Genomic DNA, 24,664 nt, shown 5'->3' with positions numbered 1-24,664 from the left:
ATCAACGAGATCATACAGGACAAAGGGCCTGGTGACAGCGGCATGCCGTCTTAGCCCCCGGCGCGCCCCATTGAGCAAGCCTTTGAGACCGGCCTCGACGTCCAGGGCGGCTCCGGCGCGAAGCGCTTACCGATCCAGTCGGCGAAGGCGCGTGTCTTGGCGGCTTGTCCCCTGGCCGAGGGCATGACGACATAGACAGCGCCTTCGTCGGCCAGCGTCCAGTCCTCCAGCAACGGCACCAGCCGTCCGTCGGCGAGTTCGCGCCCGACCAGCCAATCGGTGCTCATCATCAGGCCGAGGCCTTGCACCGCGGCTTCGACCAGCACTTCGGCATCGTCGCAAACCATCGGCCCCGAGACTTCGACGTTAACGCGGCGGCCCGAACTGTCGGTCATCTCCCAGGTGGGAAAGGTCTGGAAGCCGGAGAAGCCGAGGCAGGCGTGTTCGGTCAGCGCTTCCGGCGCTTCCGGCGCGCCCCTGCGGGCGAGGTAGGAGGGAGCAGCGCACAGCAACCGCCGCCGTGTCGCGATCTTGCGCGCCACCAGGCGCGAGTCCTCCAGCGCGCCGAGACGGACGGCGACATCGAAGTTCTCTGCAACGAGATCGACGAACCGGTTGGAGAACTCGGCCTCGATGCGGACATCCGGGAACGTCGCTAGAAAGTGCGGCAACAGCGGCCCGATCCACATACGCCCAAAGGTTCCCGGCAGCGCCAGCCGCAGCAAGCCGCGCGGCGTCCCGCTGGCATGCGCGGAAGCAGCAGCCTCGGCTTCGTCCACCGAGGCCAGGATGGCGCGGACGCGTACCAGGAACTCCGCTCCCGCCTCCGTCAACGATACGCTTCGGGTGGTCCGGTGCAGCAGCCGCACGCCGAGCCGCTGCTCCAGCGATTGCAGGCGGCGTGACAGAACCGTCGAGTCGCGCCCGACGCGCAACGCTGCCTTGGTGAAGGAGCGCGCTTCGGTGATGGCCGCAAAGGCGGCCATTTCGGCAAGGCTGGCGGGGTCGTGTGATTGCTGCATAAAGCACAGGACTCAAATGTAAAAATTCCGGATTATCTGCTTGTAGCGCAGCAGATAGCTTCACTCAATCCTGACGATTGACCCCTTAAACAGGAATGCGTGAGCCATGAAAGCCATCGAACTGACCGCCGCCAAACTGGACGCCTTTCGCGCCACCACCATTGCCACGCCTGAACCGCAGCGCGGCGAAGTGCTGATCCGCCAGCGCGCCGCGAGCCTGAATTTCGTCGATGTGGCGGTGGCCAGCGGCAATTATCGCGTGCCCGGCTTTCCGCTCATTCCCGTCGCCGACGGCGCCGGCGAGATCGTCGCGCTGGGGGAGGGCGTTACGGATTTCGCCGTCGGCGATCGCGTCGTTGCCCATGCCAAGCCGCGCTGGATCGGCGGTCCGCCCCGGCCTAACGAGATGACACAGATGCGCGGAATTTCGCTGCCGGGGTCGCTCGCCGAATATGTCGCGCTGCCGGCCAACTCGCTCGTGCCGGTACCGGCTCGTCTCTCCTTCGAGGCGGCGTCGACGCTGCCGATCGCCGGGACCCCCGCCTGGAACGCCGTCCGCGCCGCCGAAGTCGGGCCGGGCTCGGTCGTCGTGCTGCTCGGCACCGGCGGCGTCTCCATCTTCACCCTGCAGCTGGCGAAAGCCGCCGGCGCCACCGTCATCATCACTTCTTCGTCTGACAAGAAGCTGGGGCGGGCGAAGGCACTCGGCGCCGATCATCTCATCAACTACCGCGCGACACCCGACTGGGACGGCAAGGTGCTGGAACTGACCGGCGGCCTCGGCGCCGACCTCGTCGTCGAGACCGCCGGCACCGCCACCTTCGCCCGCGCCGTCAACGCCACCGCGCCTGGCGGCACGCTGTTCACCATCGGTTTCGTCACCGGCGCCGAGGCCACGGTCGACCTGCTGCCGATCATCATCAAGGCGCTGAAGGTGGTCGGCAATAACACCGGGTCGGTATCTGACCTTCGCGCCGCCGTCCGCGCCATCGCCGCCGCCCGCATCGACCCGGTCGTCGACAAGGTGTTCAGCCAGGAGCAGGCGGCCGAAGCCTACGCGCACATGGCGGCAGGCGGGCAGCATTTCGGCAAGCTTGCGTTCAAGCTCGACTGGTAGCCGAGGCGCGCGAGCAGCCAATCTCCCCCCTTGAGGGGGAGATGCCCGGCAGGGCAGAGGGGGTCGGTCCGACCGGGCTCGACCTACTGCGGCGGAAGGAGGTGGGCGCGCTACGAGAGGCGACCCCCTCTGTCGCCTTCGGCGACATCTCCCCCTCAAGGGGGGAGATTACGCACGCCGCTTCCTAGATCAACTTCTCCAGCGTGATCGGCAAATCCCGCACTCTTTTTCCCGTCGCATGGAACACCGCATTGGCGATCGCTGGCGCTACGCCGACGATGGCCAGTTCGCCGACACCCTTGCCGCCGAGCACCGAAGAGTGCAGGTCGGGAATGCCGACCGAGATGACCTCGATATCGGGGATGTCGGCATTGGTCGGCACCAGATAGTCGCCGAGATTGTTGTTGACGATGCGGCCATGCCTGCGGTCGACGATGCCTTCTTCGAGCAGCGCCTGGCCGATGCCCATGATGATGCCGCCCTTCCACTGGCTTTCGGCGAGTTTCGGGTTGTAGAGCCGGCCCGAATCCAGCGCCGACACCACGCGCGATACGCGCACCGTGCCGAAATCCTCGTCGACGCGCACCTCGATGAAATGCGCGCACCAGGAGTGGCGCGAATAGTCGCCCTCGGTGTGCGGCAATGCCGCCGCGATGGTGGTGTAGTTCTTGTAGCGATCGGCGGCCGTCGAGTTCGCCGGCATGGTGTCGCCTGTGGCCTCGATGCGGTCGCGGCCGACGCTGGCCAGCAGGTCGGCGATCGAGACATCGGGACCATCGCCGCGCGGCGACCTGATGCGGCCGTTGGCGACGACCAGCGTGTTGGCCTGCAGCGCGTGGAAGGGCGAGCGCGAATCGCTGATCGCCAGACCGACCAGCTGGTCGAGCGCCGATGTCGCCGCCTTGTAGACCGCGCCCGTCATCACGCCGGCCAGCCGCGACCCGCCGGCGACGCCGGCGCGGGGATACCGGGAATCACCGAGCTTCACCACGACATGGTCGGCCGCCACGCCTACCGTTTCGGCCGCCGTCTGCGCCAGGATCGTGTAGGTGCCCTGGCCCATGTCGATCGAGGAGCTTTCGACCTCGACCGAGCCGTTGGCAAGGATACGCACGATGGCCTCGCCATAAGCGCGCCGCACCGGGTAGGTGCCGGCGGCGACGCCCCAGCCGATCAGCTGGTTGCCGTCGCGCATCGAACGCGGTTTGGACGTGCGCTGGGCCCAGCCGAAGCGTTCGGCGCCAGCCGCGAAAGCCTCGCGCAACTGCCGCGTCGACCAGGCCTTTTTTGCGTGCGGATCCTGCTCGGCGTAATTCCTCAGCCGGATCTCCAGCGGATCGATGCCGACCTCGTAGGCGAGCTCGTCAATGGCGCTTTCGATGCCGAAGGCGCTAGGGTTTTCGCCCGGCGCGCGCATGGCGCCGGGCACCACCGAATTCACCCGCACGACATTCTGCTTCGAGGAGAAGTTGGGCGTCGCATACATGATCGAGGTGACCACGCCCAACGGCTCGACCCACATGCCGTCGATCGACGTTTCATTGACGCCGCGATGCACGATCGACTGGATTTTTCCGTCACGGTCGGCGCCGATCGTCACCGTCTGGCGGGTCGCGGCGCGGCCGCCATAGCCGGTAAAAGTCTGCGGCCGAGTCATGACCACCCTCACGGGCCGTCCCAGCATCTTGGCTGCGGCAGCCGCTACCGCGCCGTGGCCGAGCGCCAGCGCCTTGGAGCCGAAGCCGCCACCGATATAGGGCGAGACCAGCCGTACATTTTCGAACGGCACGCCGAACCATTCGGCATAGGTGCGGGCCATACCGTCGAGCCACTGGCTCGGTTCCCACACGGTCAGCCGGTCGCCCTCCCAGCGGGCGATGAGGCCATGCGGCTCCATCGGCGCCTGGTATTCGCGCGGCGTGTTATAGGCGCCGCAGACGCGCACCGGGGCAGCGGCGAAAGCGGCCTGCGCATCGCCCCATTCCTTGGTCATGGCGGCGATCGGAATGCCGTCGCCCGCCTTGGCGTCGCTGAGGTCGACGATGGCCGGCGTCTCGTCATAGCTGACCTTGACCATCGCCGCTGCCGCAACGGCCTGCTCGAAGGTCTCCGCGATGACCGCGGCGACATGCTGGCCCGAAAAGGTGATATCGCGCGCCAGCGGGCAGTAGGGCTTGTCCGGCGGCGGCGTGCCGAACCAGTCCGATGCAGTCTTCAGCGGCATGATGGTGTCCGGCGTCAGCACCTTGAGCACACCAGGTGCCGCCTCGGCGGCTGACGTGTCGATCGAGCGCACCTTGCCTGATGCGATCGTGCTTTCGACCAGGACGCCGTAGGTTAGCCCGTCGAGCTGCTGCTCGACGGCATATTTTGCCGCACCGGTAATCTTGGCCGGGCCGTCGACGCGCGACAGCCGCCCGCCAACCTGATCGGCAGTGCCGTCCGAAGCGTCGCCGTGCCGTGTCCTCGGGTCGTGAATGGTCATGACATGGCTCCCGTGTTGAGGATGGCGCGGGCAACGACGCGCGGCGCCAGTTCGATCTTGTAGTGGTTAGCGCCGTGGTCGATCGCCCCTTCCATGGCGAGCAAGCTGGCTGCCCGCACCCTGTCTTCGCTGAGCACCTTGCCCGTCAACGCCGCTTCCACGGCGTGCGCCCGCCACGGCTTCGTCGCGACGCCGCCCAGCGCGACGCGCAGGTCGCGAATGGTGCGGCCATCGGCTTCGAAGTCGATGCCGACTGCGGCACTTGCAGCCGCGAACTCATACGACTGCCGGTCGCGGATCTTGAGATAGGTCGAACGCCGGGCCGTGCCGGAAGCCGGTATGCTGATGGCGGTGATCATCTCGCCCGGTTGGATGGCATGTTCCCTGTCGGGCGTGGCGCCGGGCAGGAGAAAGAAGTCGTCGACGGCAACCTGGCGTTCGCCAAGATGAACCACGGCGTCGAAGGCGACCAGCGCGGTGGCGAGATCGCCGGGATACATGGCGATGCAGGCGTCGCTGGTGCCGAGCACGGCATGGCCGCGGGTGACGCCGCCGATCGCCGAGCAGCCGCTGCCGGCCGAGCGCTTGTTGCAGGCGGAAAAATTCGCGGGATCGCGGAAATAGGGGCAGCGCGTGCGCTGCATCAGATTGCCGCCGATGGTCGCCATGTTGCGCAGTTGCGCGGAAGCCGCCTGCCACAGCGCTTCGGAGACCGCGGGAAAGCGGCTCTTGATCTCGGCATGGTCGGCGACGTGGCTCATCTTGGCCAGCGCGCCGATGATGGCACTGTCAGCGTCGACCTTGATGGCGTCGAGCCCTTTGAGATGGGTGATGTCGACAAGGCTGTCGGGTTCGGCAACGCCGCATTTGGCGAGATCGACCAGCGTCGTGCCGCCGGCAAGCAGCATGGCGCCGGGCAGGGCGGCAGCTTGGCGTGCGGCGTCGATGCTATGGGCGCGAACGTAGGAAAAATCCCTCATGACGCGACCTCCAGTGCCGCCTGGCGCACGGCGGCAACGATGTGCGGATAGGCGCCGCAGCGGCACAGATTGCCCGCCATGTATTCGCGGATCTCGTCATCCGAGCCGGCATGGCCCTCGCGGATGCAGGCGACCGCCGACATGATCTGTCCCGGCGTGCAGTAGCCGCACTGGAAAGCATCCTGGTCGAGGAAAGCAGCCTGAACCGCGTTGAGCGTGCCGTCATCGCCGGCCAATCCTTCGATGGTGGTGATCTCGCGGCCTTCGACCTGTGCTGCAAGCGTCAGGCAGGACAGCACGCGCTGGCCGTCGACATGCACCGTGCAGGCGCCGCACTGGCCCTGGTCGCAACCCTTCTTGGTGCCGGTCAGGTCGAGGCGATCACGCAATGCATCGAGCAGCGTGACGCGCGGCTCGACCTGCAGTTCGTGACTGTGTCCGTTGATGGTGAGACGGATTGGGATAGTGGTGGATTTGGTTTGGTCGGTCATGAGGCGTCTGGCTCCAGTTGCTTGACGCTAGGGGATTGAGATGGCGTCCGAGTGGGAGAGGACAAGGGAAGAGGCGACGGTGCGCCTAATCTCCCCCCTTGTGGGGGAGATGCCCGGCAGGGCAGAGGGGGGCGCGAAGGAATGCGACGTTCCCGATTTACATGCGTCGAAATAGACCTTTTCCAAGCGGGTGTTGGTCAGGCCTTGATAGGCTGGCGGGACAGCGCCCCCCTCTGTCCTGCCGGACATCTCCCCCACGAGGGGGAAGATTGGCAGCTCTGCCGCCCCGACTCTCCAGCCGGCAGGGGACGCTTCAGTCTTCACAATCTCAACACGTGACATACCGGCTCCCCTGATTATATGATAAGACTGCTCCACTAAAACGGAGGCGCCTCCGTTTATTCAGTTGGGGGCTTACCCCTTTGGGTTCAAGCCCCCATATTTCGACAGTGGAGAAAAAAATTGACCGAGCAGTCGCAAGCAATTGCCGACGAGAGGCGCGAAGCCGCAGCGCCAAGGCCGCTGCGCGCCGATGCGCAGCGCAACCGCGACCGGCTGGTCGAGGTTGCGGCAGCGGCCTTTGCCGAGCACGGCGTCGATGCCTCGCTGGAGGAGATCGCGCGCCAGGCGGGCGTCGGCATCGGCACGCTCTACCGGCATTTTCCAACCCGCGAGCATCTGGTCGAGGTGGTCTATCGGCGTGAAGTCGAGGCGCTCTGCGCGGCGGCCGATGATCTCGCCAGCCACCATTCGGCCGATGTGGCGCTGGAGCAATGGATGCAGCGCTTCGTCGACTACATCGCCACCAAGCGCGGCCTTGCGGCCAGCCTGCGCATCCTGTTCAACACCAATTCCGCCGTGTTCTCCGACATGTCGGGCCGGGTGTCGCTGGCCTTGCGGCAACTGGTCGAGGCGGCAGTGGCGGAAGGCTCGATCCGCAGCGACGTCGACGCCTCCGATGTGCTGCATGCACTCGGCGGCATCTATTCAGCGCCCGACACCAAGGAATGGCGCGACCGCTCGCGCCGGCTGGTCAAACTGCTGATGGACGGGTTGCGGTTCGGGGCTGCCAAGGCGAGGTGAGGGACGGTCCCGCCACCTCGGCCCAGGCAATCATCTCCAACCCGATGCGGTGGCTACAACCAGAGCCGCCGTCGATCAGGCGCTGCAGGAACATTTCGCGGCGTTTGACGCTTCAAGCCAAAAAACCTGGAAAAAAACTGCCGGTTCTGACAAGAACCCGGAGCCGGCTACCCCTTCGTGCCGGTTAGGGAGGACAGACGCGCCACCTCGTACCTGACGACTTTCGGCTCCTGCGACCGGCGGAACCTCAAGCGCCGGCAAGACGCGCTGGGCCGCTGGGCGGGCGTCGCCCCTTGATTGACGATAGTAGCGTCACCAACTGTTGCCGCCACTGCCCGTGCCTCCGCCAGCGCCGCCGCTGCCACCGAGGGCGGGAATCACCGGTGGCTTTTGCGGTGTCTCCTCGGCCGGCGTCACCACTTTGCGGGCGGCCGCCTTCTTGTATCTGACCACCTTTGGCTGAGGCGTCATGCGAACCACTTTGCGATGCTTCACCGGTGGCGCCGGCTCAAACATCGGCGACACCGAGGTGCAGCCCATGAGCCCGGCCAGAACCCCGGATAAAATTGTCCCGATGAATATCTGCCCGATGAATGTCTGCTTGAATGCCTTGCCCACCATGGCCTCCTTTGTTCAGAACAAATCCCGACGCGGATTGGCTTCTTCCCAGACCCCCCGGGCCGCATTGACCAGTTGCGTGTCCAGCGAACCGGACGGGGGGATCTTCGACTTGAGCTCTTGACGCAGCGCGTCCAAAGCTGCCGTTTTCGGCTTCGTCCCGAACTGCGCCAGGCCCTTTTTGGCGTCCGGAAGCTCCTTGCGTAGATCGAGCGCGACGGCGAATGCCAGGAAGCGCACCGCGACAGCCTGATCGGCCTTGTCGCCTTTCGCCATTTCGAGTGCCGCGCGGTCATAGGCGCTCGACGGATCGCCGCGCGTGGTCGCCAGTTCGAACAGCCTTTGCGCTTCCGCCGGGTCCTGGCGCACACCGGCGCCATCCCTGTACATGCGCGCGAGGCTGCCCGGCGCGTAGGGCTGGCCGAGATCGGTGGCCTGCTGGAACAGCGCCTGCGCCGTCTTCGGGTCCTTCTCGACGCCTTGCCCGTTGAGGTAATTGCGGCCGAGCAGGTTCATCGAATACATGTCCTGCCGCTGCACGCCGGCCTCCAGGAAGGCAACGGCGCGGGCTGCATCGGCTGTCACGCCGTTGCGGCCCTGGGTGAAGATCGAGGCGAGTTCATTCATGGCATAGGTGTGGCCCATCGCCGCTGCCTTGAGCAGCAGGTCCAAGCCCTGACCGGTATCGGGCTTGACGCCGTAGCCGTTGAACAGAGCGCGGCCCCACGCCATCATCCCGTAGGGATCGCCCTTGTCGGCCGCTGCCTTGTAGAGGGCGTTGGCTTGCGTGTGATCGACGCCTGTTCCAACGCCAGTTGCGTAGAGATAGCCGAGTTCGAAGACGGCGCGCACATGGCCTTTCTTGGCGGCGTTCTCGATGGCTGTCCTGGCCTCGCCGACCTTGCCGGCCGCAAGCAGTGCGCGGCCGAGTTCGTAGCGGAAGCGGGCGACATCGGGATAGGTTTTCACCGCGGCCTCGCAGGCCGCCACCGCACCGGCGCCGATCTCGTTCGGCAGCAGGCCGGGCACCACACCTTGCAGGTCGAGAGGCTCGCCGGCGGCGGTATCGCAAGCATCGACCGTCGGCGACAGCTTCATCGTCGCGGGCTTGGCCGAGCTGCTGTCGGCGCGGATTTCGAAGCCGACCTCGACCGGCGCGCCGGCGCCGATCTGCGGCTCGTAACGGAGATGGTCGACTTCACCGGCCAGAAGGCTGGATTGCGGCGACAAGGTTCGATCAGGCAACGACAGCGTTCCCGTTGCCGGATACCCCGAGACCTTCAGGCTGACCGCCGGATCGTCGGTGGGGAAATCCAGATTGAGCGCGACCGGGCCGACGCCGACGGGAATATCAAGCTTGCGGTTCTCGATCGCTTCGGCAGCGCCGGTGATGTGGATGCCGCGATCCAGCACCTGCTGCTTCTGCTCTGCCTCGAGCGAAGCCATGATCTGCTGACCCGCCGCACCTTCGCCGCTCTTGACGCGGAACACGAGTATGCCCTGGCTCCCGCCGCCCCAATTGTCATGCGTGGCATAGGCCAGCATATCCACCTCGTCCTGCGTGGCGGCCCCTTTGGGGACATCCATTTGCAGGCGCGGCAGGTCCTTGCCGGCGATCGGTTCGCCCACCGCGACGTCTTTGCCGTCCAGCACCAGACGGCCCATTGCTGGCGGACGTTCGATGCTGACGCTGATAGCGCCGCCATCGACATCGACCGGCTCCGGCAGGCCGAGAGCGACAGGACCGACCCCCGACAGCACTACCTTCTCCAGCACTGGCGGCAGCGAAGGCCGGTTGTTTCGGCGCACCAGCACCACGTCATCGATCAGCGACGAATTTTCCCAGGGCACCTGCATGCCGTTGGTGGCCTGCACGACATCGCGGCGCACCGCTGACATGACCGTGCGGATCTCCTGGTTCGGCGCCAGCGCGCGCCGCGAAAACGCCGATGAAAACGGGCTCAGGTCGCCGCTGCCGTCATAGGCGACCGCACCTGGTTCGGTGGCGAAGGCAATCAGCGTGTTGAGCGAGCTTCGCACCTGCGCCAGCCCGGTATTGCCGGCGGTGACAAGCTGGTCGCGCAGCCAGTAATTGTTGCGCGGGAAGGGATTGTTGCGGCAGGCATCGAGGATGATCACCTGGATCTTCGACTTCGAGCGCAGCTGCTCCAGCACGTCGTTGAGCTTGATGGCCTGGACCTCGATATCGGCCGCCTTCTTCAACGAGGCGTCGACCGGTATCAGGAAATTCTCGCCGCCGATCTGAAAGCCGTGCCCGGAATAGTAGACGACGGCGAGATCGGCGCCGTCGGCGGCGGCCAGATAGTCCCGGAACTGGCCTTCGAACTGCTGCTTGGTGAGATTCTCGGCGACGAAAACCTCGAAGCCCGCCAGCCGGAACGTGGCTGATACGTCCTGGGCATCCTTGGCCGGGTTCTTCAGCGCCGGAATGTCGCGATAATCGGAATTGCCGATGACGAGCGCGACCCTTCGATCGGCGCAGGCCTCAAAGCTTGTGAGGCCGGCAAGGATGAAGGCCGCGATGAATCCGCAAAGTCGGAGCATGACAAAACTCCTGGTCGCGGCCTGACGCCGACGAGAACACCGCTTGCGGCATCAAGGTCCGTTGAGAGTATGCAACCTGCCACAGCATAAAGTGAAAGGCCCGTCACCGCCAGACCATGGCAGGCGATTTCTTTCGGCGTCGACCGACCGCAGAGTGCAAGTAGCACGCGCTTCACGAGCAGGTATGTGACAAGTCTCACAGTTCGCTGTTTTGGGGAAATGCCTGGTGCCGGCGGCTGCGCGCCTATTCCTTGAAGAGCAATTCCTTGTCGTTCGAATATTTCACCAGCAACGGAATGCTGGCGCCGCCGATAACGGGGCCGAGATGGCCAAACGTCCCCTCGATGACGGAGAACGGCTCGGGGCGATCGACAAGGATCCGTGCCAGCTTTCTGCGCATGGCCTTGGCGATCTCCTTGCGCACGCCATTCGGTATGGCGCCGTCGATCACCACATTGTCGATGTCGAGCAAGGCAACGGCACTGCGGGCGGCATAGGCAAGCCCGTCCGAAACCTCATCGATCCACGCGGTGAGCGGCTCTCCAAGGTCGCCCCAATCGTCGGGCGACGACCAGATGCGGCCGGCGTCCTCGCCCCCATTGTCCTGGACGTTGAGCTTGCCGGCCAGCGAATGCAGCGAAGCGACGCGCAGCAACGGCGTCATCCGGTCGCCCTTGCGCCCCGGCGCGGGCACCGACATGTCGCCCAGCGCCCCGGCCAGCTTGTTGCGGCCGGGGAACAAGTGATGATCGAGCACCAGGCCGCCGCCGATGAAGTGCCCGACATAGGCGTAGAGAAAGTCGGCGCGGGATCCGCCGGCGCCAAACATCAGTTCGGCCGCGGCCGACACCGTGGCGTCATTGTAGAGGAACACCGGCCAGTCGAACGCCCGGTCCAGTTCGGCGCGAATATCGATTTCCTTCCAGGCATCCAGCCTGCTCGCCGGCACCGCGCCCTCTTCGCTCAGGTTCCACTGATGGAATGGCGAGGCGATGCCAAGACCCGCGATGCGGTCTTTCTCTATCGATTTGTGCTTGCGGCACATGCGCGCGATGGCGCCCCTGGCGAATTTCATCACCTCGACGGGCGTCGGATAGTCGAACAGCGTGCGTTCGAACGCGATCACGTCGCCGACGAAATTGACCAGCGCGACATCGGCGCTGCGATGATCGACCTTGAGGCCGAAGGCATAGGCGGCTTTCGGGTTCAACGCAAAGGGAATCGAGGGTTGCCCCAGCCGTCCGCGCAAAGGCTCCAGGCGCAGCAGCAGCTTGTTGTCGGCGGCGCGGTTGACGATGGTGGTGATAGTTTGCGCGGCCAGCCCGGTCAGCCGCGTCAAATCGGTCTTTGCCAGCTGGCCGTGCCGGCGGATCAGCGAGACGATCAGGCGTTCGTTGTAGACGCGGCTCTCGGCCTGCGTGGTTCCGCCGCTGCGGCCTTCGGCGATCTTTTCGAGACTGAAGAAGCTGGTGCCGGTCACGCTTTCCCCTGCGCAAGGAGGTTGGCCGCAAGGCGAGCCGATCAAAGCGCTGACGTAGCAATGCGGGCACGGCAAGGCAACACTTAAATCCACCCGATGGAAAAATGTAGTTGACGCCGGCCGGCCTGCTGTCGTTCAAAGTATGCAAGCCTGGAGGAGCAATGCCGTGACGCAGACCCGGACAATCATGTGCTTTGGCGATTCCAATACCTATGGCGCCATTCCCACCCTGGCCCGCGTCGGACGGCGCCGCTTCACGCCCGACCGGCGCTGGCCGGGCATCATGCGCCGCCAGCTCGGCAGCGGATGGGATGTGATCGAAGAAGGGCAGGGCGGGCGCACCACCGTGCACGACGATCCGATCGAAGGTCTCCACAAGAACGGGCTCAAATCGCTCCCGGTGTGCCTGGAAACGCATATGCCGCTCGACCTCGTCATCCTGATGCTCGGCACCAACGATCTCAAGCATAGGTTCTCGGTAACGCCGAACGACGTCGCTGATTCCGTTGAGATTTTGGCCAGAATTGTCCTGCGCAGCGAAGCTGGCCCTGCGGGCGTGGCGCCCGCGGTCCTGATTGTTGCGCCGCCGCAGATGCTGGAGGTCGACTGGTTCGGCCAGATGTTCCTGGGCGGCGCCGCAAAGTCGATGCACTTTGCCGGCCTGTTCCGCGATGCGGCCCGGCGCGCCGGCGCCGCGTTCTTCAACGCCGGCGACGTCGTCGAATCGAGCGCGGTAGACGGCATTCACCTCGACAGCGACGCGCATCGCGTGCTCGGCACGGAATTGGCCAAAGCCGTCCAGTCGCTGATCGGCAAGGCGTGATCGCGTGGGCGAGCCACCCGACCATCTCTGATTAAATAATTCCACTGGAAAAAGTTTTGACTTGCGAGCGGGAAGGTGGGTATCTGGTGAGACTGGGAAGAGTAGCGACCGCGAGGCATTCGGATGCGCGGCAACAATCAACGACAGGGAGGAAGTGAAATGCGATCTGACAGGAACATGATGCTGGCGACGCTGCTCGGCGTTGCCGGTGTGCTCGCGGGCGGTACCGTCCTGGCAAGCGCGCAGGACGGTCCGGCCGGGCTCACAAAGCCGGCGGTATTTGCGCCGTTCGACCCGAAGGCGCCGGCCTGCAGCCCACCGCCCGGCCTGAACAAGGTGCTGGCCTTCGCGCAGGACAACGAGCGTGAATTCATGCAGGGTGTCGATCGCGGCCTGGCCGCCGCCGCCAAGGATCGCGGCCTGGAATATCGCCGCGCGCTTGCCAACAATGACGCCGCCAAGGGGGTCGAGCAGGTGCAATTGTTTCTCGCCTCCAAGGTCGGCGGTCTGGTCGCAGCCCCCGTGGACCCGGCCTCGATGAGCCGCAGCCTGCAGGAGCTTATTTGGTCGGGCGCCTATGTCGGCACCATCGTGCCGCCGCCCGCGACGTCGCTGCTCAACGCGCCGCAATATGAGACTGGCAAGGTGCTGGCCGAAGCGGCCGCGGCCTACATAAAGGACAAGCTCGGTGGCAAGGCCAATGTCGTCATCCTGTCGCATGACAGCATGGAATTCCTGGCGCCGCGCTTTGCCGCCATGCGCGACATCTTCAAGGCCATGCCAGGCGTCACCATTGTCGCCGACATCTCGCCCAATCCCGTCAACAAGGAAGGCGGCTTTGCCACGATGAGCACCATTCTCCAGGCCCATCCCGACGTCGATGTCGTGCTCGGCGCCGACACCGTCGTGCTCGGCGCGCTGGCTGCGCTGGAAGCGGCGGGCAAGGCGCGGCCGGACCAGTTCCTTGGCGGCATCGACGGCGAGCCGGAGGCGGTCGCCGCGATCAAGAAAGGCGGCGGTCCCTACAAGGCAAGCATCAGCCTGGCGTCGCCGGTCTTCGCTTATGCCATGGGCCAGCACGCGGCCGACTGGCTGGAGGGCAAGAGCATCCCGCAGGCGATGGATATCCTGCCAGTGGCGCTGACCAGCGACTACATGGCCCAGTACGAGGCCGACGTCGCCGACCCGGCCGCGGTCTACAAGGACCCGAAGCGCCGCGACATCTATCTCAGGATGTACGGCAACATTTGCTACGATACGCGCGACCAGTATGTGAATTTCCCCTGGTCATCCGAGGCAAAGTAGCGCCTGTTTTTCCCGCGCGATACGGGCGGGTCAGCCTGACCTGAAACCGCCCGCTTCAGTCAGAGGCAAGCATGAGCACAGACAGCCTTCGAACGGGGACGACACCGCTGCAAACGGGCCGGTTTTCATCCTTGCTGCCGGGCGTCAAGGCGCCGGGCGAAGCGTCTGGCCGCATCGGGCTGGCGCTGGTCGCGCTGGGCTTGATCATCGCCTTCTCGCTGTTGAACAAATCGTTCTTCAGCCTCGACAATTTCGTCGTCATCGGCGTCAACTCGACCTCGATCCTGATCGCCGTGCTCGGCACCTCCGCGCTGCTGATCGCCGGCTATGTCGACCTCTCCATCGGCAGCATGGTCGCCTTGATCGGCATCATCACTGCCAAGGTTGCGGTGGCGACGCAGAGCGCGCTGCTGGCAATCTGCGTCGGCCTGGGTCTGGGCCTTTTGCTCGGTCTGCTCAACGGTCTGCTGGTGCGCAGGCTGAGCATCTCGCCGTTGATCGTCACGCTGGCGATGCTGGCGCTCTATGGCGGCCTTGCCTTCGTCGTCTCCAGCACCGCGGTCTATGGTTTTCCCGAGGCTCTGCTCGAATTGGGGCGGGGCAAGATCTTCGGCATCCAGTACACCGTGATCATCGCCGCGCTGGTCTTTGTGATCGGAGCCTTTGTCTTGACCAGCACGGTCACCGGCTTGAGGCTCTACGCCATAGGCGGCGACCCGCGCGCGGCCGAACTCTGCGGCATTCCTGTGGGGCGCACGGTGGTTGGCCTCTACGCCGCCAATGGCTTGCTGATCGGCCTGGTCTCGGTGCTGATCGCCGGCCGTCTCGGCAGCATCACGCCGACCATCGGCGTTCGCTTCGAGCTCGACGTGCTCACCGCTGCAATTCTCGGCGGCGTTGCGTTTTCCGGCGGCTCCGGCAGGCCGCTCGGCATCGCCATCGGTGTTGCCACCATCGGCATCCTAAATGCAGGATTGATCTTCGTCGGCCTGCAATCATGGTGGCAATCCATTTCGGTGGGAAGCATGCTGTTGCTGGCGTTGGTGGCCGACCAGGCTGCGATCGGTTTTCGCGGCCGGCGCGCTCGGGCCGCCGCGACCAACTTCACGGTGGCGGACAATGGTGCCGTTGCCTCGGCCGGCCCTGCCGTGACGGCGGGCAATGCAGAAGCCCCGCAAGGTCCGGCATTCTCGATTGCCGGCGCCCGCAAATCCTACGGCGCGCTGACGGCATTGGAAGAGGCGAGTTTCACGGTCGGCAAAGGCGAGATCGTCTGTCTGCTCGGCGACAATGGCGCCGGCAAGTCGACGCTGGTGAAGATTATTTCGGGCGCCATCCAGCCCGATGCCGGCGCGATGACCCTCGAGGGCCAGCCGATTTCCTTCAGGAGCCCGCAGGATGCACGCGGCGCCGGCCTGGAGACCGTCTATCAGGATTTGGCGCTCTGCCCGAACCTCAGCGTCGCCCACAATATGATCCTCGGGCGTGAGGAAACGCGGCGTTGGCTCGGTGTCTTCCCGGTTCGCGACGACCGAAAGGCCGCCGAGCAGTGTCGTGCCCGGCTTGCCGCGCTGGGCGTCACGCTTCGCGACGAAAACGTTCTGGTGCGCTCGCTGTCGGGCGGCCAGCGGCAGTCCATCGCCATTGCCCGCGCGCTTGCCGATCACGTCAAGCTGATCTGCCTCGACGAGCCTACCGCCGCGCTCGGCGTCAAGCAGACCGCGCAGGTCGTCAAGCTGATCCGTTCGATCGCCGCCAGCGGCACCGGCGTCATCCTCGTCACGCACGACCTGTCGACGGTCAGGGCGCTGGCCGACAGGATCGTCGTGCTCAGCCTCGGCCGGGTGGCTTACGACGGCTCGGCCAAACAGCTGACTGCCGATCAGCTCTGGGGCCTGATGGCAAGCGGGACGCTGGCGCCGGCCGCTGGGTAGGAATGCCGATCGCAGGATCTAAAGCTCGAGGCAGACCTTGCCGAAATGCCTTTGCGCTTCGGAGTGCCTGAAGGCGGCGGCGATATCCTGCAGTGGAAAGCTGCTGTCGATGACAGGCTTCAGGCGGTTGACCTCTATCGCACGGATCATGTCCTGCTGGTCGGCTTTGCTGCCGATGGAAATTCCGCTGATGCGGATCTGGTTTAAAAACAGCGCCGGGATGAAACTTCTGCTGCAAAGCCGGTCAGGACGCCGATGAGTGCGATATGCCCGCCTGTCCGGCAGGCCGCTATCGACTGCGCCAGCGTCGCCGGTCCGCCGACCTCGATCACATGATCGACGCCGCGTCCGTCCGTCAGTTCCCTGGCCCTGCCGCCCCACTGCGGCACCGCCTTGTAGTTGATGACGCTGTCGGCCCCGAGTCGTCTGAGCTTCTCCAGCTTCCCTTCATCGGACGAGGTGGCGATGACCCTTGCGCCGGCGGCCTTGGCAAATTGCAGCGCAAACAATGACACGCTGCCGGTGCCAAGGATCAGCACCGTGTCGCCGGGCTTTACCTTGCCGCATGTCACCAGCCCGCGCCAGGCGGTGACGCCCGTGCAGGTCAGCGTTGCCGCCTCGAGATGCGTATAGCCCGCCGGCGCCTTGGTGAAGGCCTGCGCCGGCATGCACACATACTCGCTGGCGAAGCCGTCGAAACTGTCTCCGGGAATGTCGCGGCTTGTATCGGATCTCATGTCGCCGGCCAGCCACCAGGGGTAGAAAACACTGACGACGCTGTCGCCCGGCTTGAACGTGTCGACGCCGTCACCGATCGCGATCACCTCGCCGGCGCCATCCGACAGCGGCACGCGGCCTTCGGCGAGCGGCACCTTGCCTTGTACGGCGAAATCGTCGCGCATGTTTAGCGCGCAGGCGCGAATCCTGACCAGCATTTCGCCCGGCCCAGGCCGGGGCTGATCCTCCTCGACCAGGTCGAGCTTGTCCAACCCGCCCGGCGCTCTCAGCCTGACCAGCTTCATTGTCTCTCTCCGACGTAACGAGCGTTACCATGGCGGCGGCGGTCCAGCCTATCGCCGGACGGGCCGGCCGGAAATCACGCGCAGCCAGGGCGCCAGATGGACGGCGCTCATCAAGAGATACATCACCGGCATGCCGGTGAGCGGGGAGGCATCGGCCCCCAGGCACGACATGACGCCGTCGCCAGCGTGAATGCAGGTAAGCAGCGCCATCACGGCGAAAACAGGGGCCGCGGCGAGGCACAGCCAGTCGGCGGTGCGGAGAGAAACTGCATCGGAGCGTTGAGGGACCTCACTGCCGGTGCCTGTGCCGATATCGCTCATGGTCGTAATCCCTTGATGATCAATGCCCGGGTTTCCTGTCCCGTGAGGCACAGGAAACCAAGCTGGATGGGCGCCGCTCCAGGTCCTTACTTGCCGTCCTTGTTGCGGAACGCGGCTTCGCCGGCCGCCGACACTTCCTCCCACGTCTTGTCGGGTGCGGCGTCGTAATTGTCGTGCCAGTTCCACCAGCTGTAGAGCTCGGTCTGCGGATAGCCTTCGGGCGAATCCTCCCAGATTTCCTGGCGGCCGAGCGGCGTTGCGTCGAGGTAGCTCCAGACCGTGCCCATCTGCTCGTCGCCGCGGTTGTTGATGAAGTAGGTGCGATACACTTTCTTGCCGTCCTGGATGAACACGTTGTGGCCGTGCCATTCGTCGACGCCGAAATCCTTGTCGAAACTGTCGGTGATTGTGTACCAGGGCATCTCCCAACCCATCCGCTGCTTCAAGCTGGCAATGTCGGCCTGCGGCGCGCGGGAGGCATAGGCAAGCGTGGTGTTGCGGGCGTTCAGATGGGCGAGATGGCCGACCTGGTCGGCGCCGAGCGAACAGCCGCGGCAGGCATGTTCGGGCCAGCCGTGGACGCCGGGTTCGTAGAAGGCGCGGTAGACGATCAACTGCCGCCGGCCCTCGAACAAATCGAGCAGGCTCGCTTTGCCGTTGGGACCCTCAAACACATAGGCCTTGTCTACTTCCATCCATGGCATGCGCCGGCGCTCGGCCGACAGCGCGTCCCTGGCGCGCATCGTTGCCTTTTCCTTCACCAGCATCTTTTCGCGCTCGGCTTCCCATTCCTGCCTTGAAACGACCGGTGGGGTCTTCATTGCCACGTGCTTGGTCATTGCTTGTTTCCTTTGCCAGTTGTTGAGCCGTTGTGGCTTGTCGTTGCCTGTTGATCGTAAGGCAGGCTAGGGCCGCGAGGCGGCGAGGGCGGAGTTACAAATGTGACGGCATTTGCAGGCGGGCCACCGCAGCAGGGGTGGCGAGGCCGCACGGTGGGCTCGAAGTCCTCGGAAGCAGGCATGGTCGGTTTTTCCTTATTGAGAAGCTTAACGCGACTGTCTGAGATGCTCAGGCTAGCGAATGCGAATATTGCCGTCAACGCAGGCCTGGGCGTCTTCAACCAGTCCAGATGGCTAGGTCGCCGTCCGCGGCTTGCTGCTTGGCGGTGGTGACTTAAGTTAGGGCCGGTAAGGGGAGCGGTGGGAGTTACAAATGTGACGGGATTTGCATGGACTCGCTGATCACCGCGGCAGGGCTGGCGCTGGCGGCGGGCAACCCGCTGGCGGCACTCGACCGCGTCGCCTTGCGCGAGGATGCCCCGGCGCTGGCGTTGCGCGGCATTGCCATGGCGCAGCTCGGCGATTTCCATCGCGCCAAAGTACTGTTGCGTAGGGCCGGCCGTGCCTTCGGTCCAAAGGAGGCGGTGGCGCGCGCCAAGTGCGTTGTCGCCGAAGCCGAGATCGCGCTTGTTTCGCGTGATCTCAGCTGGCCGTCCAAGGCGCTCGACGCGGCGCGGTCGACATTGGAAAAGCATGGCGACCGGCTGAACGCGGCGCATGCCGGGCATCTCAAAGTGCGCCGCCTGCTGCTGATCGGCCGCCTCGACGAAGCTGAAGACGTGCTGGCTGGGCTCGATCCGTCGCCGCTTCCGCCGGCCTCACGCGCCGCGCATGAACTCGCGGTTGCCGGCATCGCCATGCGGCGCCTGAAGACGAAGGCCGCGCGCGCAGCCCTTGAGTGGGCGCGCCATGCCGCCCGCCGGGCCGGCATTCCGGGTCTCATGGCGGAGGTCGACAGCGCCTTCCTGGCGCTGGAGACGCCGGCGGCGCGCTGATCGCAGGCGGCGAGGAGCATCCGCTGTTGCTCGAAGAGGTCGAGGCGCTGCAGGCGTCGCGCGCGCTGGTCGTCGATACGTTCCGCTATATCGTGCACAAGCAGGAATCAACGATCTCGCTGGCAACGCGGCCGGTGCTGTTTGCGCTGGCGCGCGCGCTTGCCGAAGCCTGGCCGGCGGATGTGCCGAGGGCGACGCTGATTGCCCGCGCCTTTGGCGGCCGGCATGCCGATGAATCGCATCGCGCCAGGCTGCGGGTCGAGATCGGCCGGCTGCGCGCCGAATTGCGGCCGCTGGCGGGCATCGGCGCGACCAGCCAGGGCTTTGCGCTGAAGCCGCGCGAAGCAGGCTCCGTGGCGGTGCTGGCGCGGCCGATCGAGGAGCGGCACGCCGCGGTGCTGGCCTTCCTGGCCGATGGTGAATCCTGGGCCAGCTCGGCGTTGGCGCTGGCGCTGGGCGCCGGACAGCGCAGCGTACAGCGGGCGCTCGAGCAGTTGGCCGAGACCGGCAAGGTGCAGTCCTTCGGCCACGGCCGGGCGCGGCGCTGGATGACGCCACCGGTCGCTGGTTTCACGACCACCTTGTTACTCCCGTCGCCGCTGCCGAACGGCTAGGAAAGGTGACCATGATCGAGGACCAGGACATGAAACATTCAGCAGCGGAAATCCTGCGCGAATACGGGCCCTTTCCTGATGTCGACACCGTGCACGGCGTGAGCTTCGACGGACAGAATGTCTGGTTTGCGACGGGCGAGCGGCTGACCGCCTTCGATCCGGCAAGCGGTGAGACGCTGCGCTCGATCGATGTCGCCGCCCATGCCGGCACCGCCTATGACGGCCGACATCTGTTTCAGCTCGCCGGGGACCGCATCCAGAAGATCGACCCGGATACCGGCAAGGTGCTCTCCACCATCCCGGCGCCCGGCGGCGGCCGCGATTCCGGCATGACCTGGGCCGAGGGCACGCTCTGGGTGGGGCAAAACCGGGAGCGCAAGATCCACCAGATCGATCCCGAGACCGGGAAAATCCTGCGCACCATCGACTCAAACCGCTTCGTCACCGGAGTGACCTGGGTCGATGGCGAGCTCTGGCACGGCACCTGGGAAGGCGACCAGAGCGATGTCCGGCGCGTCGATCCGCAAACTGGCAAGGTGCTGGAACGGCTCGACATGCCGGCGGGGGTGGGCGTTTCCGGGCTCGAATCCGACGGCGGCGACCGCTTCTTTTGCGGCAGCGGCCCCGGCGGCATGGGGCGATCGGTGCGTCGGCCGAAGTAAGGCCGTCAAGTATTGGGCCGGCAGCGTATTTCCTACGGTCATCCCGCCGAGATCATATCCCGGAGCCGTCGAGCAGCGGGACGTCTTCGCCTTGCCACGGACTTGGCATTGAAGCCCGGCTCAGATTGGCCGTCGGCAGCGGCATCCAGCATTTCAACTCCGGTTCGGGGTATTCGATCACCCGTCCTGGCGACGAATCGGAAGAGCGCCAGCCCTCCGTGCCGAACTGGTCGGCGCGCGACCAGTAAGCGAGGTCGACCTCGGCCGGCCCCTGTTCCGATGGCCTGACCGTGACCAGGATGCGGCTGCCGTCCTTGGGGGCGCTCGCCATGTGCCGCCAGCGATCGGGTTCGTCCATTCTCATGTCCTCCTGCACGTTGCAGGGATAGTCGCCGCGCGCTTGGCAGCGGTCAACCCGAACTTTGCCCAAGCACGAGATCTGTTTAGTACTCCCGCGCCGTCGGCCGAAACAAGATCTGGTTCATGTCGACCTCGTCGGGCTGGCTCACGGCGAACCCCCCCATGGCGAAAGAGTCCGGATGCCGGGCCGCAACAGGAAAATCGAAACCGGCATGTGAACGGGCTCACATGCCGCCACTGCAAGGAACGCTATGGGACGTCGGCCATGACAGGGGTTTCGGATGACACTTGCTGATCTGTCTTTTTATCTTTTCACTATTTTCAATGGCTTGCGGGTGGTGTCCTACCTGCCGCAGATCATGCGGGTGGCCCGGGACAGGCACGGGGCGTCGGCGATTTCCTACGCGACCTGGCTGTTGTGGACAGGCGCCAACGCCACGACGGGACTCTACGCCCACATCAATCTGAACGATCCCGCTCTGGCGGCGATCAACTGGCTGAACGCCGTATGCTGCGTGCTGGTCATCGCGCTCACCGCCTACAAGCGCCATCGCGCACGGCTTCCGGTTGAGGAAGCCGCAAGCCGGTCGGAAGCGACCGCTCTGATGGTCGACAATGTCTGCTGAAGATCACCGCGGCAGATTGCGCTTTTCGAGGCCGCTCTCAGACATGCACGGTGCCATGCGAAAGCTCGCCCTCGTCGCGTGAGATGAGGAAAGCGGCTGCGAGTAGGCCGACATAGAACAGCCCGACCATGCACACGACATAGATGCCTGGAACCGGGCCGAGCTGCGCCACGCGCGCGGCGTCGAGAAATGACGCGCCCAAGCCTATCGGCGACCCTTCGCGCTGCAGACTGGGCGTCGTGATCTTCAGCACCCACGCCAGCATCAGGATCGTGTACATGAAAATGTAGTTGCGGCGCAGCCGGCGCACCAACGCCGCGCGTTGCGAGATCAGGAAGCGCGGCGAACGCAGGCCTTCGCCGACGATGGCCAGCCAGTTGGAGGCGTAGTCGGGCTGCGGCGAGAAGATCTGCGCGAAATAATAGCGCTCGAACTGGCGCACCCTGGCCCGGTAGACGTCGAAGAAACGATAGCGCCGCGCCTCGATCCATAGCAGCAGCGTGGTCAGCAGCATGGCAAAGAGCAGCACCCCGTGATGGGCGCTGGGCGTCGAGAGTGAGACTGAGAGCATGGCGGCGACGACAGTAATCGCCCAGTTGCTGGTACGGTCCAGCCGGTCGCGCCAGCCGGCCATGCGGGCTATTTCGGCGCGGTGGAAATGCGACATGGTGGCCACGAATTCCGATGAGGTGAGCTTCAGCGCGAACGCATCAGAGGCCCGCGGCGCTGCAGCCGCTTCGTCGGTTTTCACGGTCTTGACCTGGGACATCCCTTGCCACGCGCCTCCCAACGCCATGGCCGGCCGAAACGACGCCGGTCATCCCCATCCGCGCAACGCGCAATCGGTTGAAAATGTTCCGTCGCCGGCCCGGGTCTCGGCGGTTTATCCGCAGTCAGATAGGCCCGTTATGCGATTCAGGTAAGGAGGAACCTGCGGCGCGCCAAGGGAGCGTGGCGTGCAACCGATCTCGCCCTCAAAACGTTATACCGGGCACAATGAGGGGGTGCATGTCCTTCGTGGTCAACCTGCGCCGGTCGGTCGCGCTTGCCGCGGCAGCTTTCGCATTCATGCCGGCCGCATCGTTGGCAGCCGAAAAGACCGGCATGTCCAGCGAGGGCATTTTCGTTCTCGAAATCCTCCTTCTGCTTCTCGTCGGCCGCGGCATCGGCGAGTTGCTGGAGCGTCTCGGCCAGCCGGCGGTGATGGGTCAGCTCATCGGCGGCATCCTGCTCGGGCCATCGCTGCTCGGCTGGCTATTGCCGGAAGCAGAACGCGTGATCTTTTCAGGCGACGCCACCCAAAAGAGCATGATCAGCGCCATCGCCCAGCTCGGCGTGTTGATGCTTCTGTTGCTCACCGGGATGGAGACGGATCTGCGGCTGGTGCGCAGGGTCGGCCGTGCGTGCTTTTCCATCTCCGCCGCGGGCGTCACCGTGCCTTTCGCGCTCGGCTTCACCGCCGCGCAGTTCATGCCGGCCTCGCTGCTGGCCGACGGAACCGAGCGCATTGTCGCCGGTCTCTTCCTCGGCACGGCGCTGTCGATCTCCTCGGTCAAGATCGTCGCCATGGTGGTGCGCGAGATGAACTTCATGCGCCGCGATCTCGGTCAGACCATCGTCTCGTCGGCCATCATCGAGGACACGATCGGCTGGGTGATCATCGCCATCACCATCGGCATCGCCACCAAGGGGCGCATCGAGCTCGGCAGCCTTGCCTTCACCATTGTCGGCGTCGCCGCCTTCATGGGGTTTTCCTTCACGATTGGCCGCCGCATCGTCTTCGACGCCATCCGCTGGACCAACGATACGTTCCGCAGCGAATACGCCGTCGTCACCGTCATTCTCGCCATCATGGGCGCAATGGCGCTGATCACCGATCTGATCGGCGTCCACACCGTGCTCGGCGCCTTCGTCGCCGGCATACTGGTTGGGGAATCGCCGATCCTGTCGCGTCATATCGAAGGGCAATTGCGCGGCGTCATCATGGCGCTGTTCATGCCGGTTTTCTTCGGCGTCGCCGGCCTTTCGGCGGATCTCACCGTGCTTGTCGACCACGAGCTTGCGCTACTCACGGCCGCTTTGGTGCTGATCGCCAGCTTCGGCAAATTCGCCGGCGCCTTCATCGGCGCCGAGCTTGCCGGCATGAGCCGCAAGGAAGGCATCGCCGTCGGTTGCGGCATGAACGCGCGCGGCTCGACCGAAGTCATCGTCGCCTCTATTGGCCTGTCGATCGGCGTTCTGTCGCACAATCTTTTCACCATGATCGTGACCATGGCCGTCATCACCACGCTCGCCATGCCGCCGACCTTGCGTTGGGCACTCGGCCGCTTGCCGATGGGCGAGAACGAGAAGAAGCGTCTGGAGCGCGAGGAGATCGACCAACGCGGCTTCATCGCCAATCTGGAACGACTGCTGGTGGTGACCGATGAGGGCGTTGTCGGCCGCTTTGCCGCTTACCTCGCAGGAGTCGTGGGCGCCGGCAGGCCGACGACGGTGCTGCATGCCCGAGGCGAGGGGGAGGAGGCCGAGCCCGGCACGGATGCGAAGCTCGAGCCGATCGAAAAGGGTGCCGAGGACAGCCGCGAGGCCGCCAGGAGTTCGGACGAGGAGCTGACCCGCGCGGCGCCTGTCACGCGGCGCCACGAGGCCGAGCTTTCGGCCGAAACGGTTGCCAAGGAGGCGCGCAAAGGCTATGGGCTGCTGCTGATCGGGCTCGGCCGCGCGGTCACGTCGAAAGGTGGGTTTGCCCGCCGCATCAACGAGATCGCCGGCGCCTTCGAGGGCCCGCTATGCCTGGTGCTGAAGGCGCCCGGCGCCGGCCGCCAGATGCCAAGGCTAGGACCTGAAGGCGGGAAGATTCTGGTTCCGGTCAACGGCACCGCGATCGCCCGCCGGGGTGCCGAAATGGCGCTCGCGATTGCAGCGGTCACGGGTGCGCGGGTCAAGATACTTTATGTCGCGCGCGTCGGCCGCGACGAACCGCGCGACACTGTCTCGCATCGCCGCAGGGAGGCGGTGCTGAAGGATACCGTCGCACTAGCCGACCGCTATGGCGTCGAGATCGAGACTGCCATCCGCAGCCGGGCCGCCGCCGCCGATGCCATTGCCCGCCAGGCCGGCAGGGGGGCGGCGCTGATCGTCATGGGCGTGGCGCGGCGCCCTGGCGAGGAACTCTTCTTCGGCGAGACGACCACCGGCGTGCTGCAGCGCTGCCAATGCCCGGTGGTGCTGATCTCGGACGCCAGGCTCAGCCGCGACGACGAGGGCAGAGAAGAGCTGCGCTCAGGAACGGGGACAGGGTGATGAGTATTTCCCCTCGAGG

19 protein-coding genes and 2 pseudogenes are annotated in these 24,664 nt (G+C 65.3%); 9 read left to right on the top strand and 12 right to left on the bottom strand.

All coding sequences use genetic code 11. From position 1 onward, the window contains the following. Window positions 1–50: 50 nt before the first annotated feature. Window positions 51–1,022, bottom strand: coding sequence for a LysR family transcriptional regulator (locus NKI88_RS11780; protein WP_352655243.1), 972 nt, complete (start codon window positions 1,020–1,022; stop codon window positions 51–53). Between the two features lie 106 nt (window positions 1,023–1,128). Between NKI88_RS11780 and NKI88_RS11775 the strand changes: the two genes are divergently transcribed. Next, complete coding sequence (locus NKI88_RS11775) at window positions 1,129–2,139, top strand: zinc-dependent alcohol dehydrogenase family protein (protein WP_352655241.1); 1,011 nt, start codon at window positions 1,129–1,131, stop codon at window positions 2,137–2,139. Between the two features lie 184 nt (window positions 2,140–2,323). Here NKI88_RS11775 and NKI88_RS11770 read toward each other — a convergent pair whose 3' ends face one another. Genes NKI88_RS11770 through NKI88_RS11760 form a run of 3 tightly spaced genes read right to left on the bottom strand, consistent with a single transcriptional unit; the run spans window position 2,324 to window position 6,095 of the window. Continuing rightward, window positions 2,324–4,624, bottom strand: coding sequence for a xanthine dehydrogenase family protein molybdopterin-binding subunit (locus tag NKI88_RS11770; protein WP_352655239.1), 2,301 nt, complete (start codon window positions 4,622–4,624; stop codon window positions 2,324–2,326). Continuing rightward, the gene (locus NKI88_RS11765) at window positions 4,621–5,604 is read right to left on the bottom strand and encodes an FAD binding domain-containing protein (RefSeq protein ID WP_352655237.1); all 984 of its coding nucleotides are present in this window, start codon (window positions 5,602–5,604) and stop codon (window positions 4,621–4,623) included. The genes NKI88_RS11770 and NKI88_RS11765 overlap by 4 nt, the downstream gene beginning before the upstream one ends. Further along, window positions 5,601–6,095, bottom strand: coding sequence for a (2Fe-2S)-binding protein (locus tag NKI88_RS11760; protein ID WP_023712507.1), 495 nt, complete (start codon window positions 6,093–6,095; stop codon window positions 5,601–5,603). The genes NKI88_RS11765 and NKI88_RS11760 overlap by 4 nt, the downstream gene beginning before the upstream one ends. Window positions 6,096–6,557: 462 nt before the next feature. Here NKI88_RS11760 and NKI88_RS11755 point away from each other — a divergent pair, with 462 nt between their 5' ends. After that, a complete protein-coding gene (locus NKI88_RS11755; RefSeq protein WP_352655235.1) occupies window positions 6,558–7,178 on the top strand; it encodes a TetR/AcrR family transcriptional regulator in 621 nt (206 codons plus the stop codon). A 312-nt stretch (window positions 7,179–7,490) separates the two neighbouring features. Here NKI88_RS11755 and NKI88_RS11750 read toward each other — a convergent pair whose 3' ends face one another. The 3 genes from NKI88_RS11750 to NKI88_RS11740 form a co-directional block, all read right to left on the bottom strand. Continuing rightward, window positions 7,491–7,799, bottom strand: coding sequence for a hypothetical protein (locus NKI88_RS11750; protein WP_023689796.1), 309 nt, complete (start codon window positions 7,797–7,799; stop codon window positions 7,491–7,493). Between the two features lie 12 nt (window positions 7,800–7,811). Continuing rightward, window positions 7,812–10,361: a caspase family protein gene (locus NKI88_RS11745; RefSeq protein ID WP_352655233.1), complete on the bottom strand. Its 2,550-nt coding sequence runs from the start codon at window positions 10,359–10,361 to the stop codon at window positions 7,812–7,814. Window positions 10,362–10,605: 244 nt separating this feature from the next. Next, window positions 10,606–11,841 carry an ROK family protein gene (locus tag NKI88_RS11740; protein ID WP_352655231.1) on the bottom strand — a complete coding sequence of 412 codons (1,236 nt, stop codon included), beginning with the start codon at window positions 11,839–11,841 and terminating at the stop codon, window positions 10,606–10,608. Window positions 11,842–11,983: 142 nt separating this feature from the next. On the opposite strand from NKI88_RS11740, the gene NKI88_RS11735 reads away from it, so the two are divergent. From NKI88_RS11735 to NKI88_RS11725, 3 genes are all read left to right on the top strand, one after another. Then, on the top strand, window positions 11,984–12,664 hold the full coding sequence (locus NKI88_RS11735; protein ID WP_352655229.1) for an SGNH/GDSL hydrolase family protein: 681 nt from the start codon (window positions 11,984–11,986) through the stop codon (window positions 12,662–12,664). 159 nt (window positions 12,665–12,823) lie between these two features. Next, the gene (locus NKI88_RS11730; RefSeq protein ID WP_352655227.1) at window positions 12,824–13,969 is read left to right on the top strand and encodes a sugar ABC transporter substrate-binding protein; all 1,146 of its coding nucleotides are present in this window, start codon (window positions 12,824–12,826) and stop codon (window positions 13,967–13,969) included. Between the two features lie 71 nt (window positions 13,970–14,040). Next, on the top strand, window positions 14,041–15,903 hold the full coding sequence (locus tag NKI88_RS11725) for an ATP-binding cassette domain-containing protein (RefSeq protein WP_352655225.1): 1,863 nt from the start codon (window positions 14,041–14,043) through the stop codon (window positions 15,901–15,903). A gap of 18 nt (window positions 15,904–15,921) precedes the next feature. On the opposite strand, the pseudogene NKI88_RS11720 reads toward NKI88_RS11725, so the two are convergent. The 3 genes and pseudogenes from NKI88_RS11720 to NKI88_RS11710 form a co-directional block, all read right to left on the bottom strand. Next, window positions 15,922–16,925, bottom strand: a pseudogene (locus NKI88_RS11720) (zinc-dependent alcohol dehydrogenase family protein). A 48-nt stretch (window positions 16,926–16,973) separates the two neighbouring features. Continuing rightward, the gene (locus NKI88_RS11715; RefSeq protein WP_023742415.1) at window positions 16,974–17,246 is read right to left on the bottom strand and encodes a hypothetical protein; all 273 of its coding nucleotides are present in this window, start codon (window positions 17,244–17,246) and stop codon (window positions 16,974–16,976) included. 86 nt (window positions 17,247–17,332) lie between these two features. Beyond that, window positions 17,333–18,085 (bottom strand): DUF899 domain-containing protein, encoded by a 753-nt coding sequence (locus NKI88_RS11710; RefSeq protein WP_023695474.1) that lies wholly within the window; start codon window positions 18,083–18,085, stop codon window positions 17,333–17,335. A 389-nt stretch (window positions 18,086–18,474) separates the two neighbouring features. On the opposite strand from NKI88_RS11710, the pseudogene NKI88_RS11705 reads away from it, so the two are divergent. Further along, window positions 18,475–19,694 (top strand): annotated as a pseudogene (locus NKI88_RS11705) (helix-turn-helix domain-containing protein). A 29-nt stretch (window positions 19,695–19,723) separates the two neighbouring features. After that, a complete protein-coding gene (locus NKI88_RS11700; RefSeq protein WP_352655222.1) occupies window positions 19,724–20,356 on the top strand; it encodes a Vgb family protein in 633 nt (210 codons plus the stop codon). A 52-nt stretch (window positions 20,357–20,408) separates the two neighbouring features. Here NKI88_RS11700 and NKI88_RS11695 read toward each other — a convergent pair whose 3' ends face one another. Beyond that, window positions 20,409–20,714, bottom strand: a complete 306-nt coding sequence (locus NKI88_RS11695) for a hypothetical protein (RefSeq protein WP_023689804.1) — start codon at window positions 20,712–20,714, stop codon at window positions 20,409–20,411. Window positions 20,715–20,997: 283 nt separating this feature from the next. On the opposite strand from NKI88_RS11695, the gene NKI88_RS11690 reads away from it, so the two are divergent. Continuing rightward, on the top strand, window positions 20,998–21,342 hold the full coding sequence (locus tag NKI88_RS11690) for a PQ-loop domain-containing transporter (RefSeq protein ID WP_023827255.1): 345 nt from the start codon (window positions 20,998–21,000) through the stop codon (window positions 21,340–21,342). A gap of 37 nt (window positions 21,343–21,379) precedes the next feature. Here the strand turns inward: NKI88_RS11690 and NKI88_RS11685 are convergent, their stop codons facing one another. Continuing rightward, complete coding sequence (locus NKI88_RS11685) at window positions 21,380–22,111, bottom strand: DUF2270 domain-containing protein (protein ID WP_023703102.1); 732 nt, start codon at window positions 22,109–22,111, stop codon at window positions 21,380–21,382. Between the two features lie 239 nt (window positions 22,112–22,350). Here NKI88_RS11685 and NKI88_RS11680 point away from each other — a divergent pair, with 239 nt between their 5' ends. Continuing rightward, window positions 22,351–24,645: a cation:proton antiporter domain-containing protein gene (locus NKI88_RS11680; protein ID WP_352655220.1), complete on the top strand. Its 2,295-nt coding sequence runs from the start codon at window positions 22,351–22,353 to the stop codon at window positions 24,643–24,645. Window positions 24,646–24,664 lie beyond the last annotated feature (19 nt).

The sequence above is a fragment of the Mesorhizobium sp. M0317 genome (assembly GCF_040321555.1).
Lineage (GTDB): Bacteria > Pseudomonadota > Alphaproteobacteria > Rhizobiales > Rhizobiaceae > Mesorhizobium.
This window is presented reverse-complemented; position numbering and strand designations above follow the sequence as displayed.